Raw genomic sequence first — 18,697 nt, 5'->3', positions numbered from 1 at the left:
ATACAGGCGTCCTAGACGTGCGACTTATACGAGCGACTTATACATTCGTTCTAGACACTCGTTTAATACAGCCGTACAGTTCTCGGCATGACGAACTCGACCTGTACCGACGGGACTTCGACAGGCCCGCGCGCCGGACGCCGGGAATGGACCGCCCTCGGCGTGCTGATGCTGCCGCTCCTGCTGGTCTCCATGGACCTGTCCGTCCTGTACTTCGCGATCCCGGCGATCAGCGCGGATCTGGAGCCGAGCGGCACCCAGCAGCTCTGGATCTTCGACATCTACGCGTTCGTGCTGGCCGGCCTGCTGATGACGATGGGCTCGCTCGGCGACCGCGTCGGCCGCCGCCGGCTGCTGCTCGTCGGCGCCCTCGCCTTCGGCGCCGCCTCCCTGGCCGCCGCCTACGCGAACAGCGCCGAGACCCTGATCGCGGCCCGCGCGGTCCTCGGCATCGGCGGCGCCACCCTGATGCCCTCGACGATGGCCCTCGTGCGCACGATGTTCACCGACCCCGCCCAGCGCGCCAAGGCGATCGGTCTGTGGTCCGGGGTGATGACGGCCGGGATCGCTCTCGGCTCGGTACTGAGCGGGGTGCTGGTCCACTACTTCTGGTGGGGCTCGGTCTTCCTGGTCAACCTGCCCGCCATGGCCCTGCTGCTGGTCCTCGGCCCGATCCTGCTGCCGGAGTCCCGCGACCCGGCCCCCGGCCGCTTCGACCGGCCCAGCGTCCCGCTGTCGATGGCCGCCGTGCTCCCCGTGATCTGGGGCCTGAAGGAGATCACCGCCGAGGGCTGGCACTCCGCCTACGTCGTCTCGATCACCGTGGGCCTGCTCTTCGGCGCCCTGTTCGTCCACCGTCAGCGCACGGCCGCGAACCCGATGATCTCCCCCGCCCTGTTCCGTGCCCCCGGCTTCGCCCCCGCGGTCGTGCTGAACCTGGTCTCCGCGTTCGCCATGGTGGGCTCGGCCTTCTTCACCACGCAGTACCTCCAGTCGGTGCTCGACAAGAGCGCGCTGGAGGCCGCCCTGTGGGCGCTGCTGCCCTCGGTGCCGATCGGCATGGCCGCTCCCCTGGCCACCTCCCTGGTCCAGAAGGGCGTCGCCCGGGCCCATGTCGTCACGGCGGGCTTCGCGATCGCCGCCGCCGGCTACGCCCTGCTGGCCCTGGCCGGCACGGACGCGATGTGGCTGGTCCTGGCGGCCTGCGGGGTGCTCGCCTCCGGGATCGTCATGGTCATCTCCCAGATGACGGACCTGGCGCTCGGCACGGTCCCGGCCGAACGCGCCGGTTCCGCCTCCTCGTTGCTGGAGACGGGCACCGAGTTCGGCGGCGCCCTGGGCATGGCCGTCCTCGGCTCCATCGGTACGGCGATCTACCGCCACGAGATGCCGGCCGCCGCACCGGCCCCGGCCCGCGAGACGCTCGGCGGCGCCCTGGCCGTCGCCCACGAACTGCCGGGGCGCGCGGGAGACGCCCTGGCGGCCGCGGCCCGGGAGGCGTTCACCACCGGCATGCGGGGCGCGGCGCTGGCGGGGGCGCTGGTCCTGGCGACCGCGGCGGTGACGGCGGTGTCGACACTGCGGAGACGGTGACATCGCAAACGCCGGACGGGCTGACCAACCAGCCCGTCCGGCGTTTGAGGACAAGGCCCGTTCAGGGCCGAAGCGGGGGCCTGGGGGCGGCAGCCCCCAGAAGTGCGGTGGGCCTAAACCAGGTTCACCGCACGAGCAGACGTCGCACCGATCTCCGCCGCGACCTCCGCCAGCACCCCGGAGGGCACCGTGTCGTCCACGGTCAGCACGGCCAGCGCCTCGCCGCCGACCGCCGCACGGGCCACCTGCATACCGGCGATGTTGATCCCGGCCTCGCCGAGGATCCGGCCGACCGTGCCCACGACACCGGGACGGTCCTCGTACTTGAGGACGACCATGTGGTCGGCGAGGGCGAGATCGACGTCGTACTCGCCGACCGCGACGATCTTCTGGAGGTGCTTCGGGCCGGCCAGGGTGCCGGAGACCGACACCTCCTCGCCGTCGCCGAGGGTGCCGCGCACGGTGACCACGTTGCGGTGGTCGGCCGACTCGGAGCTGGTGGTCAGACGCACCTCGACACCGCGCTCCTGCGCGAACAGCGGGGCGTTGACATAGGACACGGTCTCGTCGACGACGTCCTCGAAGACGCCCTTGAGCGCGGAGAGTTCGAGCACCTTCACGTCGTGCTGGGTGATCTCGCCGTACACCTCGACGTCGAGGCGGACGGCGACCTCGCCGGCCAGCGCGGTGAAGATCCGGCCCAGGCGCTCGGCCAGCGGCAGACCCGGCTTGACGTCCTCGGCGATGACACCACCCTGGACGTTCACCGCGTCCGGGACCAGCTCGCCGGCGAGGGCGAGGCGCACCGAGCGGGCGACGGCGATACCGGCCTTCTCCTGGGCCTCGTCGGTGGAGGCGCCGAGGTGCGGGGTGGCGACGACCTGGTCGAACTCGAAGAGCGGGGAGTCCGTGCAGGGCTCCTTCGCGTACACGTCGAGGCCGGCGCCGGCGACCCGGCCCTCCTTGAGCGCCGAGTACAGCGCCTCCTCGTCGACGATCCCGCCGCGCGCGGCGTTGACGATCCGCACGCTCGGCTTGACCTTGCGCAGCGCCTCGTCGCCGATCAGACCGACCGTCTCGGGGGTCTTGGGCAGGTGGACGGTGATGAAGTCGGCGACTTCCAGCAGCTCGTCGAGGGTGAGGACCTTGACGCCCATCTGCGCGGCCCGCGCGGGCTGCACATAGGGGTCGTAGGCGACGACCTTCATGCCGAAGGCGGACATGCGCTGGGCGACGAGCGCGCCGATGCGGCCGAGGCCGACGACACCGAGCGTCTTCTCGGCCAGCTCCACACCCGTGTACTTGCTGCGCTTCCACTCGCCGTTCTTCAGCGCGGCGTTGGCCTGCGGGATGTGGCGGGCGGTGGCCAGCAGCAGACCGCAGGCCAGTTCGGCGGCGGTCACGATGTTGGAGGTGGGGGCGTTGACGACCATCACGCCGGCCTTGGTGGCGGCGGAGACGTCCACGTTGTCCAGGCCGACGCCGGCGCGGGCGACGACCTTCAGCCTGTTCGCGGCGGCGATCGCCTCGGCGTCGACCTTGGTGGCCGAGCGGATCAGGATGGCGTCGACCTCGGCGATGGCCGGCAGCAGTTCGGCGCGGTCCGCGCCGTTGCAGTGCCGGATCTCGAAGTCCGGACCAAGCGCGTCCACGGTCGCGGGCGACAGCTCTTCAGCGATGAGTACGACAGGTTTCGAGCTCACGTGAGTCCTCACAAGTCCAAAGCGTGCGGACGGCCGTCCCGACGGCCGCAGGCGGAGGAGGGGCTAGCCGCGTGGAAGACGCACGACGCTGTGGGCCTGAACGCGTATGTAGGCAGCAGTGTAGTGCTGCGGCGGAGGCCGCCTCACGCCTCCGCGGAAGGATCACCCGTCCGTGGTTCGACGGGATGGCCAAAAGGGCCGGAGCGGCTCGCTCCGGCCCCCGGCCGTGAGGCTCACGCCTCTTCGTTCACCCAGCTCATCAGCTTGCGGAGCTGCTTGCCGGTGGTCTCCAGGAGGTGCTCGGAGTCGGCGTTCTTGTACTCGTTGTACTTCTTCAGACCGCCGTGGTACTCGTCCATCCAGTTGCGGGCGAAGGTGCCGTCCTGGATCTCGGCGAGGACCTGCTTCATCTCGGCCTTGGTGGCGTCGGTGATGATGCGCGGGCCGGTGACGTAGTCGCCCCACTCGGCGGTCTCGGAGACGGACCAGCGCATCTTCTCCAGGCCGCCCTCGTACATGAGGTCGACGATCAGCTTCAGCTCGTGGAGGCACTCGAAGTAGGCGATCTCCGGCTGGTAGCCGGCCTCGACCAGAGTCTCGAAGCCCGCCTTGACCAGCGCCGCGGTGCCACCGCACAGCACGGCCTGCTCACCGAACAGGTCGGTCTCGGTCTCCTCGGTGAAGGTGGTCTTGATGACACCGGCGCGGGTGCCGCCGATGGCCTTGGCGTACGACAGGGCGAGCGCGAAGGCGTTGCCGGTGGCGTCCTGCTCGACGGCGGCGATCGCGGGGACGCCGCGGCCCTCCTCGTACTGGCGGCGGACCAGGTGACCCGGGCCCTTCGGGGCGACCAGGGCGACGTCGACGCCGGCCGGGGCCTTGATGAAGCCGAAGCGGACGTTGAAGCCGTGCGCGAAGAACAGCGCGTCGCCGTCGTTCAGGTTCGGCGCGATGGACTCCTCGTAGACCTGGGCCTGGATCGGGTCCGGGATCAGGATCATGATGACGTCGGCCTCGGCGGCGGCCTCGGCGGGCGTCACCACGCGCAGGCCCTGCTCCTCGGCCTTGGCCTTGGACTTGGAGCCCTCGTGCAGACCGACGCGGACGTCGACACCCGAGTCACGCAGGGACAGCGCGTGGGCGTGGCCCTGGCTGCCGTACCCGATGACCGCGACCTTGCGGCCCTGGATGATGGACAGGTCGGCGTCGGCGTCGTAGAACAGCTCGGCCACTTTGGGTTCTCTCCTTGTGTACGGGTCTTGCGTCCCACCGTATGACGGCGGGCGGGAGCGGAGTTTCGGGGTCTCGGTATGCGGGCGGGTGACCCGGGCGGCCGTCGGTCGGCGGCCGCCCGTTCCCATCCTTATGCCGATCGGTCGAGAGCGCGCAGCGACCGGTCCGTGATCGAACGGGCGCCGCGTCCGATCGCGATCGTGCCGGACTGGACCAGTTCCTTGATGCCGTACGGTTCCAGCATCTTGAGCATGGCGGACAGCTTGTCGTTGCTGCCGGTGGCCTCGATGGTCACGGCCTCCGGGGAGACGTCCACGGTCTTGGCGCGGAAGAGCTGGACGATCTCGACGATCTGGGAGCGCGTCTCGTTGTCGGCGCGCACCTTCACCAGAACGAGTTCACGGTGGACGGCCTGGGCCGGCTCCAGTTCGACGATCTTCAGCACCTCGACGAGCTTGTTGAGCTGCTTGGTGACCTGCTCCAGCGGCAGGGCGTCGACGCTCACCACGATCGTGATGCGGGAGATGTCGGCGTGCTCGGTGACGCCGACCGCGAGCGAGTCGATGTTGAAGCCGCGGCGGGAGAAGAGGGCGGCGATCCGGGCCAGGATGCCCGGCTTGTTCTCCACCAGGACGGAGAGCGTGTGCTTGGACATTTCTCGTTCGTCTCTCTCGCTCAGTCGTCTTCGTTGTCGCCGAAGTCGGGGCGGACGTCCCGGGCGGCCATGATCTCGTCGTTGGAGGTGCCGGCGGCGACCATCGGCCAGACCATCGCGTCCTCGTGGACGATGAAGTCCACCACCACCGGACGGTCGTTAACGGCGTTCGCCTCCTCGATGACCTTGTCGAGGTCGTCGGCGGACTCGCAGCGGATGGCGTGGCAGCCCATGGCCTCCGACAGCTTCACGAAGTCCGGGACCCGGGTGCCGCGGGCCTCCGGGTTGACGTCGCTCGGGCCGCTGTGCAGCACGGTGTTGGAGTAGCGCTGGTTGTAGAACAGCGTCTGCCACTGGCGGACCATGCCCAGGGCGCCGTTGTTGATGATGGCGACCTTGATCGGGATGCCGTTCAGGGCGCAGGTGGTCAGCTCCTGGTTGGTCATCTGGAAGCAGCCGTCGCCGTCGATCGCCCAGACCGCCTGATCGGGCGCGCCGGCCTTGGCGCCCATCGCGGCCGGGACCGCGTAGCCCATGGTGCCCGCGCCGCCGGAGTTCAGCCAGGTGGCGGGCTTCTCGTACTTGATGAAGTGGGCGGCCCACATCTGGTGCTGGCCGACGCCCGCGGCGAAGATCGTGCCCTCGGGGGCGAGCCGGCCGATGCGCTCGATGACCTGCTGCGGGGAGAGCGAGCCGTCGGCGGGCTGGTCGTAGCCCAGCGGGTAGGTGTCGCGCCAGCGGCTGAGGTCCTTCCACCAGGCGCTGTAGTCGCCGCGCTGGCCCTCGCTGTGCTCCTTCTGGACCGCCTGCACCAGGTCCGCGAGAACCTCGCGGGCGTCCCCGACGATCGGCACGTCGGCGGCGCGGTTCTTGCCGATCTCCGCCGGGTCGATGTCCGCGTGGACGATCTTGGCGAACGGCGCGAAGCTGTCCAGCTTGCCGGTGACGCGGTCGTCGAAGCGGGCGCCGAGGGCGATGATCAGGTCGGCCTTCTGGAGGGCGGTCACGGCGGCCACCGAGCCGTGCATCCCGGGCATGCCCAGGTGCAGCGGATGGCTGTCGGGGAAGGCGCCCAGCGCCATCAGCGTGGTGGTGACGGGCGCGCCGGTCAGCTCGGCGAGGACCTTCAGCTCGGCGGTGGCGCCGGCCTTGAGGACGCCGCCGCCGACGTAGAGGACGGGCCGCTTGGCGGTCGTGATCAGCTTGGCGGCCTCGCGGATCTGCTTGGCGTGCGGCTTGGTCACCGGGCGGTAGCCGGGCAGGTCCATGACCGGCGGCCAGGAGAACGTCGTCTTCGCCTGGAGGGCGTCCTTGGCGATGTCGACCAGGACCGGGCCCGGGCGGCCGGTGGAGGCGATGTGGAACGCCTGCGCGATGATCCGCGGGATGTCCTCGGCCTTGGTGACCAGGAAGTTGTGCTTGGTGATCGGCATGGTGATGCCCACGATGTCCGCCTCCTGGAAGGCGTCCGTGCCGATCGCCTTGGAGGCGACCTGGCCGGTGATCGCGACGAGCGGCACCGAGTCCATGTGGGCGTCCGCGATCGGGGTGACCAGGTTGGTCGCGCCGGGGCCCGAGGTGGCCATGCAGACGCCGACCTTGCCGGTGGCCTGCGCGTAGCCGGTGGCCGCGTGGCCGGCGCCCTGCTCGTGGCGGACCAGGACGTGGCGGACCCGGGTGGAGTCCATCAGCGGGTCGTAGGCGGGAAGGATCGCACCGCCGGGAATGCCGAATACCGTGTCGGCGCCGACCTCCTCGAGGGAGCGGATGAGGGACTGCGCGCCCGTGACGTGCTCGACGGGGGCGGAGTGTCCTCCGGATCGGGGCCGCGGCTGCGGATGAGCCCCGGTGGCCTGCTCGGTCATCGGCATTCTCTTCTCGATGCTGAGGGTTCTACTGCGGGTTCTTGCGGGTTTTGTGCAACAAAAAACCCCTCGTGCCATAAGGCAAGCGAGGGGAGCGCGCCGGGTGTGGGTCGCTGGGATTCCGGGTCCGTCCGGACGTCACCAGCTTCAGCCGACGCGCTTTCCAAGTACGAGAATTCGGGTGCGCATGGCATTGACCCTCCCCCTGGCGCGCACCGACTGTCAAGTGGGTGGGACAGGAGTCTCATTATGTGAGCGAAGGGCACTTCCGCTCCCCAGGACGGCGCTCACCCCACTACTGGTGTACACCCCGGTGCCGCCGCCCGCGAACGCGGGTTCCGCGGGGCCGTGCGGCACCGGATAGCGGCCGGTGGCGAGCGCCCGGCGCAGCCGGTACTCGTCGAGCGGCCCGGAGAACGCCATGCCCTGGCCGTGCGTGCAGCCCATCGCGCGCAGGGCGACGACCTGCTCGGGGAGGTCCACACCCTCGGCCACGGAGTGCAGCCCGAGATCGCAGGCGATCCTCAGCAGCCCGCTGGTGATCTTGTGCAGCCGGGCGGACTCGACGACGCCCTCGACCAGGCCCCGGTCCAGTCTGAGGACGTCCACGGGGAGTCTCCGCAGGGCCGTGAGCGCGCCGTAGCCGGTGCCGAAGCCGTCGAGGACGATCCGGACGCCGTGCCGGCGCAGGGCGCCCAGACGGCGCTCCAGCTCGTCCAGCGGCACCTTGGGGTCGAGGTCCGACAGCTCGATCATCAGCGCCCCGGACGGCAGCCCGTGCCGGGTCAGCAGCGCCTCGACGGCGCCGGGCGGCATCGACCGGTCCACGAGCCGCCGTGCGTCCATCCGCACGGTCACCGGGACGGTACGGCCGCCCGCCGCCCGGTCGGCGGCCTGGGCGACCGCCTCCTCCAGCACCCAGCGGCTCAGCTCGGCGGTGCGGTCGCCCTCGTCCGCGACCCGCAGGAACTCGGCGGGCGTGAACAGCACCCCCTGCGAGGAGCGCCAGCGCGCGTGCGCGGCAACCGACGAGATCCGGCCGTCCTCCAGCCGCACCACCGGCTGGTGCAGCAGCGCGAACTCGCCGTCGTGCAGCGCGGCCCGCAGCCGGGTGGCCAGCTCCGCCTTGCGTACGACGTCCTGCTGCATCTGCGGCTTGTACAGCTCGACGCGGCCCTTGCCGCCCGCCTTGGCGCGGTACATCGCGAGATCGGCGTTGCGCAGCAGCTCACCGGCGCCGAGGCCGGGTTCGGCGAAGGCGACACCGATGGACGCGGCGACTCTGACGTCGTTGCCATCGATCACGTAGGGCTGGGAGAGCGTGAGCCGGAGGCGGTCGGCGAGTTCCAGGATGTGCCGCTCGCGGGCGGGGCGGTCGCGGGTGGTGTCGCCGACGATCAGGGCCGCGAACTCGTCGCCGCCGAGCCGGGAGGCGGTGTCGCCCTTGCGGACCGCGTCCTGGAGCCGGCGGCCGGCCTGGACGAGCAGTTCGTCCCCGGCCTGGTGCCCGATGGTGTCGTTGACCGCCTTGAAGCCGTCGAGGTCGATGAAGAGCACCGCGGTGTTGCGCAGCGCGGCTCCCCGGTCGGAGCTGCGCCGGCCCGACAGGGCCTGCTGGACGCGCCGGGTGAACAGGGCGCGGTTGGGCAGGTCGGTGAGCGGGTCGTGCTCGGCGTTGTGCTGGAGCTGCGCCTGGAGGCGGACGCGTTCGGTGACGTCCCGGCTGTTGAAGATCAGGCCGCCGTGGTGGCGGTTGACGGTGGACTCGACGTTGAGCCAGCCTCCCCCGCCCCCGGAGCGGAACCGGCACTCGATGCGCGTGGTGGGTTCGTCCTGGGGGTTGGCGGCGAGGAAGCGGCGCACCTCGTGCACCACGCAGCCCAGGTCCTCCGGGTGGATGAGATCGGCCAGTTCGGTGCCGACCAGCGCCTCGGCGGGGCGGCCGTAGACGCCGGCGGCGGCCGGGGAGACGTAGCGCAGGATGCCGCTGGGGGCGGCGATCATGATGACGTCGCTGGAGCCCTGCACCAGGGAGCGGAAGTGGTTCTCCTTGTGGGCCAGTTCCTGGGTGAGGGTGATGTTGTCGAGCAGCATGATCCCCTGGCGCACCACGAGGGCGAGCACGACCGCGCCGCCGGTCAGCAGGACCACGCGGTCGACGCTGCGGCCGTTGAGGACGTTGTAGAGGATCCCCAGGGTGCAGACGGCGGCGGCGAGGTAGGGCGTGAGGGCGGCCAGCGAGCCGGTGATGGGCCGGGTGGCCGGATACCGGCCGTGGTCACCGGCCTGCGCGGGGGCGTGGTGGTGCTGATGGCTGCCGGGGCGGGCGCCCGGCAGGTGTTCGCGCACCACACGCGTGTGCCCCTCGTCGCCGCCGGGCCGGTGCTGCCGGGAGGCGGCCCAGGGGGCGTACGCGAGGAGCAGCGAGCCCGCGAACCAGCCCGCGTCGAGGAGTTGGCCCGAGCGGTAGCTGTGGTGCATCAGGGGCGAGGTGAACAGCGCGTCGCACATCACGGTGAGGGCGAGCGCGCCGACGGCGGTGTTGACGGCGGTGCGGTTGACCGCGGAGCGCCGGAAGTGCAGCACCAGCACCATGCTCACCAGGGCGATGTCGAGCAGCGGATAGGCCAGCGACAGCGCGGCGTGCGCGACGGACGGGCCGTCGAACTTGGCGGCCTGCGCGAGGGCGAGGCTCCAGGAGAGGGTGAGCAGCGAGCCGGCGATCAGCCAGGCGTCGAGGCCCAGGCAGATCCAGCCCGCCTTGGTGACGGGCCGGGCGGCCAGCACCAGCAGCCCGACGATCGCGGGCGGCGCGAAGCACAGGAAGAACAGGTCGGCGTAGCTGGGGCTGGGCACGGGGCGGTTCAGGACGACCTCGTACCACCCCCAGACCAGGTTGCCGAGGGCGGCCATCGCCGAGGAGAGCGAGAACAGCAGCCAGGCGGGTCGAAAACGGACCCGGCGGGTGCGCGCGTAGAGGAAGCAGGACACGGCGGCGGTGCCGGCGGCGGCGGTCAGTCCGAAATCGCCCATGATGAGGGCGAGTTGGTCGGAGCCCCAGCCGAGCGCGGAGCCGAGGCCGTAGCCCCCGCACAGCAGGGCCAGCACCAGTTGGTGGACGAGGTTCGGCTTGACGCCGGCGGACGGCGGTCCGGCCTGAGGGGCCGTCACCGGGGCGGGTGTCCGCGGCGCCGCGTCGACTCCGTCGAGCACGGGGGTGGAGGTCGTCGGCGAACTCACCGGATCCTCCCGCTCCGCGCCGCTCCCGGGTCCCACAGGTCCCGGTGCGCCGGCGCCGCAACTCGTCGCAGGCCGTTGCCGGTCGGGCGCCGGTGCGGGTGCGGGTGGTGATGGATGTCCTGGCCGCGCCCGCGCGTGGCCGTGCGCCAGGGCCGCCGCCGGCGGTTCCGCCGCGTCGGATCGTTCGTCCATAGGCTGTGCATCGCCCGTCGCCCCCCTCGCAAGTCTGAAATGTCCGTCCCAGGCGCCGAAAGGTCGCGGCGCAGCCCCAGTCGGGACGATACACCAGTCTCGTCACTCAGGGACATAGGTTCTCTACGCTCCGTGACGATCATCGGCGGGCGGGTACGGAACGCGTCCGGGGAACTGCGGAGGGTGCCGGAAGCGGACTACACGTCTGCCGTACCCGTCGTCAGGATCACGTGCCGCAGGGGCTCGTGGTTCAGATGGCGACCGAGTTGGTCCACCAGCAGACGCTTGGCGCGGGGCAGGAAGGCGGACGTGGGCCCGCCGACGTGCGGGCTGATCAGCACGCCCGGCGCCTGCCACAACGGGTGCCCGTGGGGCAGGGGTTCGGGGTCGGTGACGTCGAGGGCGGCGGTGAGACGGCCGCTCTCCACCTCGGTGAGCAGGGCCTTCGTGTCGACGACCGGGCCGCGGGCGACGTTGACCAGCAGCGCGCCGTCCTTCATCCGGGCCAGGAACGGGCCGTCGACCATGCCGCGGGTGGTGTCGGTGAGGGGCGTGGTGAGGACGACGACGTCCGCCTCGGGGAGCAGGGCGGGCAGTTCGGTGAAGGGATGCACTGGACCGCGCGCCGTCGTGCGCTGGGAGCGCGCGACGCGCGCCACCCGCGCGACCTCGAAGGGCACGAGCCGGTCCTCGACGGCGGCGCCGATCGCCCCGTAGCCCACGATGAGCACGTTCTTGTCGGCGAGCGCCTCGTGAAAGCCGCCGCCCCATTCCTGCCGGTCCTGGGCGCGCACGAAGCCGGGGATGCCGCGCAGCGCGGCCAGGGTCAGGGCGAGGGCCAGTTCGGCGGTGCTCGCCTCGTGCACCCCGCGCGCGTTGCAGAGCCGGACGCCGGGCGGCAGGTCCGACAGGCGCGCGGTGATGTCGTCGACGCCGGCGGTGAGCGTCTGCACGACCTGTACGTTGCGCATCTCCCGCAGCGGGCCGACCTTCACCTGCTGCCGCTTCATGTAGGGCACCACGTAGAAGACGCACCGCGCCGGGTCCCCGGGGTACGTCTGTTCGCCCTCCTCGCCCCCGTCCCAGAACAGGTAGTCGAGCCCCGCCGGGAGTCCGTCGATCTCGTCGGGCGGGATGGGCAGCCATACGTCACGGGGCGCGTCGATGCTCATGTCAGGAGGCTATGTCAGGCACCCGTGTGCCCAGAGGTTAGGTTGGGGGTCGGGAGAAGGAGGGTCACGGCAGGTGGAGCGCAGGACGATCGGCGCGGGGGCGCTTGCGACAGGGGCCGTCGGACTGGGATGCATGCCGATGAGCTGGGGGTACAGCGGCTCCCGGCAGCGCGGCGACGAATCGCTCCGGGCGGTGCACCGGGCGCTCGACCTCGGCTGCACCCTTCTGGACACCGCCGACATGTACGGCCCGTTCACCAACGAGCTTTTGGTGGGGCGGGTGTTGAAGGAGCGCCGCGCGGAAGCCTTCGTCTCCACCAAGGTCGGCCTGCTGGTGGGCGAGCAGCACATCGTGGCCAACGGCCGCCCCGGGTACGTGAGAAGAGCGTGCGACGCGTCGCTGCGCCGCCTGCAGACCGACGTCATCGACCTCTACCAGCTCCACCGCGCCGACCCCGAGGTCCCCGTGGAGGAGACCTGGGGCGCGATGGCGGACCTCGTCCAGGCGGGCAAGGTGAGGGCGTTGGGACTGTGCGCGGTCGGCGCGCGCGGCGCCCGGCGCTCCGGCGGCCGCCTGTACGACGGAACGATCCGCCAACTGCGGCGTGTGCAACAGGTGTTCCCGGTCAGCGCGGTCGAGGCCGAACTCTCCGTGTGGTCGCCGGAGGCCCTGGACACCCTGCTGCCGTGGTGCGCCGCGCGGGGCGTCGGATTCCTGGCGGCGATGCCGCTCGGCAACGGCTTCCTGACCGGCACCCTGACCCCCGGCGAGGGCTTCGAACCGGACGACATGCGCGCCCGCCACCCCCGCTTCACCGCGGAAATGATGGCCGCGAACCAGCCGATCATCGCCGGCCTCCGCCGCGTGGCCGCCCGCCACGGCGACGCCGTGACGGCCGCACAGGTGGCCCTGTCCTGGGTCCTGTCCCAGGGCCCCCACGTGATCCCGATACCGGGCGCCAAGCGGGAGCGGTGGGTGACGGAGAACGCGGGGGCGACGGAGATACGGCTGACACCGGAGGATCTGGCGGAGGTGGCGGGGTTGCCGGGGGCACGGGGGTCTTGGGACTGAGAACCGCTCTCCGGGAGCGACGTCAGGCCGTGGCTCCCACGGCGGCATGCGCGGAGCGTTCCGTCCACCGTCGCACGCTCAAGCCGGGTTGAACAGCGCACGTGCAGCCAGGTGTTCGCCAGGCCATCGACGCGTTTCTCGGGCAGCCTGAAAAGCCGGGACGAGCAACGGAGGCACCCCGTGGCGGCCGAAGACAAGAAGAGCACGAAAGATCTCGCAGACGAAACCACCCGTGAGCAAAAGCCCGCCGACCCGCAGAAGCCTCAACTGGTCCTGAGGACCGAAGCGGTCTTCGATTGTCCAGTGTCCGATTACGCCGCCGCGCTGCCCTGGTCGCCGCTTGCCGGCATCCGCAGTGTGTGGTCACCGAAGTCGGCAACCAGGTCCAACCTGCCGCCGAGCGCTTCGACGTAACGTGCGATGACATCGAGAGTGGCGACTTCGCCGTGCTCGATCTGGGACACGCGGGCGATGCTCACACCCATACGGGCAGCCACGTCTCTCTGGGCCAGCCCGTACTGCTTCCGCGCCTCAGCGAGTTGATGACCACGGGCTTCCGCCAGCAGTCGACGTGAACCGGCCTCCACTTCAGCGGGATCCACACCAGCCGAGTGCAGCTCCTGCTCCAGGGTCTCCCAGTCCTGCGGGGTCTTCTTGGGCATGCCTACTCCTCACTCCTCAGTGTCACTGGTGTAGTCGCGGTAGAGCTGTTCAGCCAGAGGAATGTTGTCGCGGTACCAGCGCTCCCAGTTTCCCGCCTTGTCGCCCCCGAGGAGCAGCAGGGCTGAACGAGTCGGATCAAAGGCGAAGATGATCCGGATCTCGGACCGGCCACCTGACCCTGGCCTGAGTTCCTTGAGGTGATGCAGGTCCGATCCCTTCAGCCGGTCCACGAGGGGACGCCCCAGCGTGGGGCCGGCGTCACGCAGAGCGGCAACGGCCTGCGCAACCTGAGAGGCAGAACCGAGATCCTCCTTGATCAGCCGCCTGAACCACTCCGCGTACTCATCGGTGACCTTGATCGCCCAACTCAAGACGGCTCCCCTCGACACCAGCATCACGAGTTTAAGGATTTACTTAAACGGCGACAAGCCAACAGGGTTCTCATGAACCATCACTGCTGGTGGGAGGTTCTGAATTCCTCACCGCACTCACAAGCTCGCGCCACGCACGGATGACGGCACCCACGTCCATCAACAGTGCTCGCACCTGGTGGAGCAGTACGCGGATCACCAACAGTCCCACAACAGCGCCGCCTCCCGCGGTGATCCACTCCATCGGGCTGCCTCCTCACCTCGGGCAGCAGGGTCCTCGCATTGAGGACCGAGGTCTTTGCCTGGAGAGGTAAATCTCTTGATCTTGAGTCGAGGCACCTCGCCTCGCTCGCCACCTCGGATACCAGGCTGCCCATCGTGGAGGTCGACGTCTGCAGCGTAAAACCGGCTTTTTGTGATCTTCCGATCCGGCTGGAGGGTGTCGAGGCGGGTACCGCTTTCGGGTGGGTCGGGGGCTGTCGGGAACCTGTGGGGTGGCTGCGGCGTAGGACAAGGGGAAGCCGTTTTCGGGTATCGCTGTGTCGAAGGGAGCGGGAATCGTGCGTCGTACTGCTGTGCCGGCCGTGCTGGCCGTGGGTGCTCTGCTGTTCAGCGCCGGCTGCTCCTCGGACGACGGGGGGTCGCCGGGGAGCGCTAGCGCCTCGGCGAGTGGGTCGGCCGTGCGGGGGTCGTCGTCGCCGGGCGGTGAGGCCACTCCGGCTGCGAAGGGCTCCGTCGAGGTGGTGCGGACCGTCGCCGAGGGGCTGGACAGTCCGTGGGGCGTGGCCGTGCTTCCCGAGGGCGGGCTGCTGGTCGCCTCGCGTGACGAGGGCACGATCACGCTGGTCGACGAGGACTCGGGGAAGAAGACCGAGCTGGGTGAGGTCCCCGGGGTCTCGGCGGCCGGGGAGGGCGGTCTGCTGGGCATCGCCCTCTCGCCGGACTACGCGTCCGATCACATGGTCTACGCGTACTTCACCTCGGCCTCGGACAATCGCGTCGTCCGCATGATCTACGACCCGAAGCGCTCCCCCGGCGATCAGCTCGGCGCCCCGGACACGGTCTTCAAAGGCATCCCCAAGGGCATGATCCACAACGGCGGCCGGATCGCCTTCGGGCCCGACGGCATGCTGTACGCGGGCACGGGCGAGAGCGGTGACACGGGGCTGTCCCAGGACAAGGAGTCCCTGGGCGGCAAGATCCTGCGGCTCACCCCCGAGGGCGAGCCGGCCCCGGGCAACCCCTTCCCCGGCTCCCCCGTGTACTCGTACGGCCACCGCAATGTGCAGGGCCTGGCCTGGGACGCGAAACAGCGGCTGTTCGCGGCGGAGTTCGGCCAGGACACCTGGGACGAGCTGAACGCGATCGAGCCCGGCGCGAACTACGGCTGGCCGGAGGTCGAGGGCGAGTCCGACGACTCCCGGTACCGCAATCCGCTGGCGCAGTGGCACACGGACGTGGCCTCCCCCAGCGGGATCGCCTACGCCCAGGGCTCGATATGGATGGTGGGGCTGCGCGGCCAGCGTCTGTGGCGCATCCCGCTCAAGGGCACCGAGGCGTCGGCGGACCCGCAGTCCTTCCTGGACGAGAAGTACGGCCGGCTGCGCACGGTGATCGCGGCGGGCGGCGACCGGCTCTGGGTCACCACCAGCAACACCGACGGCCGCGGCGCCCCGAAGGAGGGGGACGATCGGATCCTGGAGCTCAAGGTGAGCTGACCGGGGGGGCGCGTCCCGCAGCTCGCTCAGGTGAGTGCCCCCCGGCCCTCCGCCCCCGCCTGCTCCTCCGTCGGGGACAGTCCCACCCGGTGGGCCACCGCCGCCGCCTCGCCGCGGCCCGACACCCCCAGCTTGGCCAGGATGTTGGAGACGTGCACGCTGGCCGTCTTGGGGGAGATGAAGAGCCGTTCGGCGATCTGCCGGTTGGTGCGGCCGGCCGCGACCAGCCGTAGGACGTCGCGCTCCCGGCTGGTGAGGCCGAGCGCCTCGACGGGGTCGGCGGAGCACTGCGGCAGGGCCGGGACGACGGCCAGCCGGGCGCGCCGGGCCAACAGGTCGACCGCGTCGGCGAACGGCCGGGCGCCGAGATGGGTGGCGACGGCGTGGGCGAGGCGGAGCAGTTCGGCGGCACGGTCCCGGTCGTTCTCGCGGTCGCCGTCGTCGTCCGTGCCGCCGGTCAGCAGGGCCTCGGCCAGGCGGTGGCGGGTGCGGGCCAGGTCGTAGGGGCGTTCGAGGTGTTCGAAGGCGGTGACCGTCTCGGTCCACTCCTCCAGGGCGGGGTGGCCCTCGGCGCGCAGGAGTTCGGCGCGCAGCCAGAGCGCGTGGGCCTGCCAGACGGCGGCGCCGGTGGGAAGCCTGCGGCTCGCGGCGCGGATCCGGGCGAGGAGGTCCCCGGTGGTCGCGGCCGGGATCGCGGTGATCAGGAGCGGCCAGACATAGCGCTGCGCGCCGGGCTGGAAGCCGGCGTCCAGGGCGCGTTCGAGGAGATCCGCGGCTTCTTCGGGGCGGCCCTCGGCGATCGCGAGGGCGATGGAGTGGCGGGCGAGGGGGAGGTGGTGCTGTGCGGTGTGGTGGTGGGAGCCGAAACAGTCGCGGGCCACGGCCAGTTGTTCATGGGCCTCGGCGAAGTCGCCGCGCGCTATGGCGAGTTCCGCGCGCAGGATGGCGTGCACACCCTTGGCGCCGACGGCGAGTCCCATCCGCCCGGGGTCCACGAAGGCGCGGGCGGCGTCGTCCCAACGGCCCACCGAGAGCAGGGACTCGGCGAGATTGCCCCAGATCCACGCCTGGCTGTCGGGCAGTCCATGGCGTCCGGCGAAGGCGACGCCCCGTTCGAGGACGGCCATGGCCTCCCGGGAGCGGCCGACGGCCTCCAGTTCGGAGGGGAGGTTCACATAGGCGTTCACCGCGACCATGGGGATGTCCTCGGCGAGCGCCCGGTCCTTCACCTCGGCCAGTTCGGCCAGGCCGGCCTCGGTGTCACCGGAGGCGACCATGAGGACCCCGAGGATCTGGCGGGCGTCGAGTTCGGTGTCGCGGGCGCCCACCATCCGGGCGTACGCGACGGCCCGTTCGGCGGCCTCGAAGGCGCCGGGGCCGGGGGCGTGGACCATGAACCAGTTGGCGGCGTGCGTGAGGACCTCGGCGTGCACCTCGCCGGGCGGCAGTCCGCGCACCAGCTCCTGTGCCTCGGCCAGTTCCTCGCGTCCGCTGCCCCGGCCCAGGGCGCGCACCAGACGGGAGCGCTGCACCCAGAACCAGGCGGAGCGCAGCGGATCGTCGTCGTCCGCGAGGAGGCGCAGCGCCCGCTTGGTGATCTTCAGGGCGCGTTCGCGTTCGCCGCAGTAGCGGCCCGCGACGGCGGCCTCGGCCATGAGGTCGAGGTAGCGCAGCGAGGCTTCGGGCCGCGGGGCGGGGTACGCCTCGGTGTAGTCGGCGGGCCGCAGCCGGGCGCGGACCTCGTCGGGCGCGCTCTCCCACAGCTCCATCGCCCGTTCCAGGAAGTGCAGTTGCTCGCTGTAGGCGCGGCGGGAGCGGGCCGCGACGGAGGCGTCCAGGGCGGCGGGCAGCGCCTTGGCCGGGTCGTGGGCGTGGCACCAGTAGCCGGCGAGCCGCATCACGCGTTCGTCGGCGGGGACGAGCGTCGGATCGGCCTCCAGGGCCTCGGCGTAACGGCGGTTGAGGCGGGAGCGTTCGCCGGGCAGCAGGTCGTCGCTGACGGCCTCGCGGACCAGCGAGTGCCGGAAGCGGTAGCCGTCGCCGTCGGGGGTGGCGAGCAGCAGGTTGGCGTTCACGGCGGCCCGCAGCGCGGCGATCAGGTCGTCCTCGGCGAGCCCGGCGACGGCGGCCAGCAGCCGGTACTCGACGGTGGAGCCGCCCTCGGCGACGATCCGGGCCATCTGCTGCCCGGCCTCGGGCAGCGCCTCCACCCGCACCAGCAGCAGATCGCGCAGCGAGTCGGTGAGCCCGGCGCAGCAGCCCTGGTTCCCGGCGACGGCGAGTTCCTCGACGAAGAAGGCGTTGCCGTCGGAGCGCCGGAAGATCGCGTCGACCTGGGCGGGGTCGGGTTCCTGGGCGAGGATGCCGGCGATCTGGCGGCCGACCTCCTCGCGGGTGAGACGGGCGAGTTCGAGGCGCCGTACGGTGCGCAGCCGGTCGAGTTCGGCGAGCAGGGGGCGCAGCGGGTGACGGCGGTGGATGTCGTCGGCGCGGTAGGTGGCGAGGACGACGAGCCGGCCGGTGCGCAGGGTGCGCAGCAGGTAGGAGAGGAGGTGGCGGGTGGAGGCGTCGGCCCAGTGCAGGTCCTCCAGGGCGAGGACGACCGTGCGGTCGGCGGCGACGCGCTCCAGGAGCCGGGCGGTGAGTTCGAAGAGGCGGGCCATGCCCTCCTCGTCGTGGCGTCCGGTGCCGGGTTCGCCCAACTCGGGCAGCAGCCGGGCGAGTTCGCCCTCCTGTCCGGCAGCGGCGGCGGCCAGTTCGGCGGGCAGGGCGCGGCGCAGGGCGCGCAGGGCGGTGGAGAAGGGGGCGAACGGCAGCCCGTCGGCGCCGATCTCGACACAGCCGCCGAGCGCGACGGCCGCGCCCCGGGCGCTCGCGGCGGAGGCGAACTCCTCGACGAGGCGGGTCTTGCCGACCCCGGCCTCACCTCCGATGAGCAACGCCTGCGGCTCCCCGGCGCCGGCACGGGCGAGCGCGTCGTCCAGAGCGCCCAACTCATCGGCACGCCCGACGAAGACGGGGCTGACGGACCTGGTATCCACGGACGCGAGCATCGCACGCGCGACGGGCGAGGGCCCAGTGGATATCACCGGGCCCGCCGTCGGAGCAGCGATCAGCGCGCGTCCGCCGCCCGTCGTCACCGAAGGGCGGCCGACCCCCGTACGGCCGCCCTCCTGTGCCCCGGCGGACATCGGCGCCGACACCCCGGCGGGGGTCGCCG

12 protein-coding genes are annotated in these 18,697 nt (G+C 71.3%); 3 read left to right on the top strand and 9 right to left on the bottom strand.

Features of this window, described 5'->3' with window-relative positions; all coding sequences use genetic code 11:
• Nucleotides 1–87 precede the first annotated feature (87 nt).
• Entirely contained in the window at nucleotides 88–1,593 is a 1,506-nt protein-coding gene (locus tag AFM16_RS27345; protein WP_030793727.1) for an MFS transporter, read from the top strand.
• Between the two features lie 113 nt (nucleotides 1,594–1,706).
• Here the strand turns inward: AFM16_RS27345 and serA are convergent, their stop codons facing one another.
• The 6 genes from serA to AFM16_RS27310 all read right to left on the bottom strand — a co-directional run bounded on the left by serA (nucleotide 1,707) and on the right by AFM16_RS27310 (nucleotide 11,653).
• Nucleotides 1,707–3,296, bottom strand: coding sequence for a phosphoglycerate dehydrogenase (gene serA / locus AFM16_RS27340; RefSeq protein ID WP_030793725.1), 1,590 nt, complete (start codon nucleotides 3,294–3,296; stop codon nucleotides 1,707–1,709).
• Nucleotides 3,297–3,529: 233 nt separating this feature from the next.
• Nucleotides 3,530–4,528: a ketol-acid reductoisomerase gene (ilvC, locus tag AFM16_RS27335; RefSeq protein ID WP_030793723.1), complete on the bottom strand. Its 999-nt coding sequence runs from the start codon at nucleotides 4,526–4,528 to the stop codon at nucleotides 3,530–3,532.
• Nucleotides 4,529–4,659: 131 nt separating this feature from the next.
• Nucleotides 4,660–5,184, bottom strand: a complete 525-nt coding sequence (ilvN, locus tag AFM16_RS27330) for an acetolactate synthase small subunit (RefSeq protein ID WP_030793721.1) — start codon at nucleotides 5,182–5,184, stop codon at nucleotides 4,660–4,662.
• 20 nt (nucleotides 5,185–5,204) lie between these two features.
• Complete coding sequence (locus AFM16_RS27325) at nucleotides 5,205–7,055, bottom strand: acetolactate synthase large subunit (RefSeq protein ID WP_030793718.1); 1,851 nt, start codon at nucleotides 7,053–7,055, stop codon at nucleotides 5,205–5,207.
• 216 nt (nucleotides 7,056–7,271) lie between these two features.
• On the bottom strand, nucleotides 7,272–10,289 hold the full coding sequence (locus AFM16_RS27320; protein WP_078634919.1) for a putative bifunctional diguanylate cyclase/phosphodiesterase: 3,018 nt from the start codon (nucleotides 10,287–10,289) through the stop codon (nucleotides 7,272–7,274).
• Between the two features lie 389 nt (nucleotides 10,290–10,678).
• Nucleotides 10,679–11,653 (bottom strand): 2-hydroxyacid dehydrogenase, encoded by a 975-nt coding sequence (locus AFM16_RS27310; RefSeq protein ID WP_030793712.1) that lies wholly within the window; start codon nucleotides 11,651–11,653, stop codon nucleotides 10,679–10,681.
• A gap of 73 nt (nucleotides 11,654–11,726) precedes the next feature.
• On the opposite strand from AFM16_RS27310, the gene AFM16_RS27305 reads away from it, so the two are divergent.
• The gene (locus AFM16_RS27305; RefSeq protein WP_030793710.1) at nucleotides 11,727–12,725 is read left to right on the top strand and encodes an aldo/keto reductase; all 999 of its coding nucleotides are present in this window, start codon (nucleotides 11,727–11,729) and stop codon (nucleotides 12,723–12,725) included.
• Nucleotides 12,726–13,036: 311 nt separating this feature from the next.
• On the opposite strand, the gene AFM16_RS27300 is transcribed toward AFM16_RS27305, so the two are convergent.
• The gene (locus AFM16_RS27300) at nucleotides 13,037–13,387 is read right to left on the bottom strand and encodes a helix-turn-helix domain-containing protein (RefSeq protein WP_078634918.1); all 351 of its coding nucleotides are present in this window, start codon (nucleotides 13,385–13,387) and stop codon (nucleotides 13,037–13,039) included.
• 9 nt (nucleotides 13,388–13,396) lie between these two features.
• Nucleotides 13,397–13,783: a type II toxin-antitoxin system RelE/ParE family toxin gene (locus AFM16_RS27295; protein WP_078637109.1), complete on the bottom strand. Its 387-nt coding sequence runs from the start codon at nucleotides 13,781–13,783 to the stop codon at nucleotides 13,397–13,399.
• A 536-nt stretch (nucleotides 13,784–14,319) separates the two neighbouring features.
• Here AFM16_RS27295 and AFM16_RS27290 point away from each other — a divergent pair.
• Entirely contained in the window at nucleotides 14,320–15,477 is a 1,158-nt protein-coding gene (locus AFM16_RS27290) for a PQQ-dependent sugar dehydrogenase (protein ID WP_370628071.1), read from the top strand.
• A 26-nt stretch (nucleotides 15,478–15,503) separates the two neighbouring features.
• Here the strand turns inward: AFM16_RS27290 and AFM16_RS27285 are convergent, their stop codons facing one another.
• Nucleotides 15,504–18,530, bottom strand: coding sequence for a helix-turn-helix transcriptional regulator (locus tag AFM16_RS27285; RefSeq protein WP_078634916.1), 3,027 nt, complete (start codon nucleotides 18,528–18,530; stop codon nucleotides 15,504–15,506).
• Nucleotides 18,531–18,697 lie beyond the last annotated feature (167 nt).

This window comes from Streptomyces antibioticus (genome assembly GCF_002019855.1).
Classification (GTDB): domain Bacteria; phylum Actinomycetota; class Actinomycetes; order Streptomycetales; family Streptomycetaceae; genus Streptomyces; species Streptomyces antibioticus_B.
This window is presented reverse-complemented; position numbering and strand designations above follow the sequence as displayed.

Excerpts from the sequence above, each read along its gene's own strand:
- AFM16_RS27310 (WP_030793712.1), bottom strand. The coding sequence starts at position 11,653 with ATGAGCATCGACGCGCCCCGTGACGTATGGCTGCCCATCCCGCCCGAC.
- AFM16_RS27300 (WP_078634918.1), bottom strand. The coding sequence starts at position 13,387 with ATGCCCAAGAAGACCCCGCAGGACTGGGAGACCCTGGAGCAGGAGCTG.
- AFM16_RS27295 (WP_078637109.1), bottom strand. The coding sequence starts at position 13,783 with ATGCTGGTGTCGAGGGGAGCCGTCTTGAGTTGGGCGATCAAGGTCACC.
- AFM16_RS27325 (WP_030793718.1), bottom strand. The coding sequence starts at position 7,055 with ATGCCGATGACCGAGCAGGCCACCGGGGCTCATCCGCAGCCGCGGCCC.
- ilvN (WP_030793721.1), bottom strand. The coding sequence starts at position 5,184 with ATGTCCAAGCACACGCTCTCCGTCCTGGTGGAGAACAAGCCGGGCATC.
- AFM16_RS27345 (WP_030793727.1), top strand. The coding sequence starts at position 88 with ATGACGAACTCGACCTGTACCGACGGGACTTCGACAGGCCCGCGCGCC.
- AFM16_RS27285 (WP_078634916.1), bottom strand. The coding sequence starts at position 18,530 with ATGCTCGCGTCCGTGGATACCAGGTCCGTCAGCCCCGTCTTCGTCGGG.